Raw genomic sequence first — 751 nt, forward strand, 5'->3', positions numbered from 1 at the left:
CGGTCGTCATCGGCATCGGCATCGCGATGATCAACGGCAACACGGACGACGACAAGTCCGACGACCAGGCCAACTCCACTCCCACCCAGTCCCAGCCCGGCTCGCCGACCCCGTCGGGGAGCAAGTCGGCACCGTCGGGCGAACTGCCGAAGGTCGACGGCGCGGACAAGAGCCTGCAACTGGTCGGCGGCGCCACCGGCGCCTCGGACGTCTCCGGGGCGCGGTCGGCGGACGGCAGCTACATAGGCGGACTGAACCAGGCCGGCGCCTCGGTGACCTGGACGGTCAACGACATCCCCAAGTCCGGCAAGTACACCGTGTACGTCGGTTACACCGTCCCCGGCAAGGACGGCAGCGTCACCCTCATGGTCAACGGCACGGCTTCCGAGAGGCCCGTCGACCTGAAGAACTGGAGGCACGCCGCCGAGGGCGACTATGAGAAGGGCTGGACGAAGACCTACAACTGGATCCAGCTCAACAAGGGCACGAACACCATCACGCTCTCGTGCGGGCAGGGCAACCAGTGCGACGCCCTCATCGACCAGATGTGGCTGGTGAAGGGCTGGGTCAATTCCTAGCGCCTGAGCCCCGAAGCGATGCTGTGACCTCGGCGGACGCCGAGGTCATATCGCCGTTGTCACCGACACCTGCGCCAGGAGTTTCTCGTACGCCGCGCGGTCGAAGTCGCCCGCTGCCGGGGACCGTACGGTGGCTGCCGACAGGGCGACCGCGCGGATGAGGCGGTCCGGCC

Annotated in this window: 1 protein-coding gene and 1 pseudogene; one reads left to right on the forward strand and one right to left on the reverse strand. The window is 67.5% G+C overall.

Annotation, left to right across the window (positions count from 1 at the left end):
- Nucleotides 1–578 (forward strand): CBM35 domain-containing protein (locus CCN44_RS37440; RefSeq protein ID WP_276329144.1); only part of this gene is annotated, 578 nt, incomplete at its 5' end.
- A 45-nt stretch (nt 579–623) separates the two neighbouring features.
- On the opposite strand, the pseudogene CCN44_RS46885 reads toward CCN44_RS37440, so the two are convergent.
- Nucleotides 624–751 (reverse strand): annotated as a pseudogene (locus tag CCN44_RS46885) (1-phosphofructokinase); the annotation flags it as partial.

The organism is Streptomyces tricolor, from assembly GCF_002155905.1.
In the GTDB taxonomy this organism is placed as follows: Bacteria; Actinomycetota; Actinomycetes; order Streptomycetales; family Streptomycetaceae; genus Streptomyces; species Streptomyces tricolor.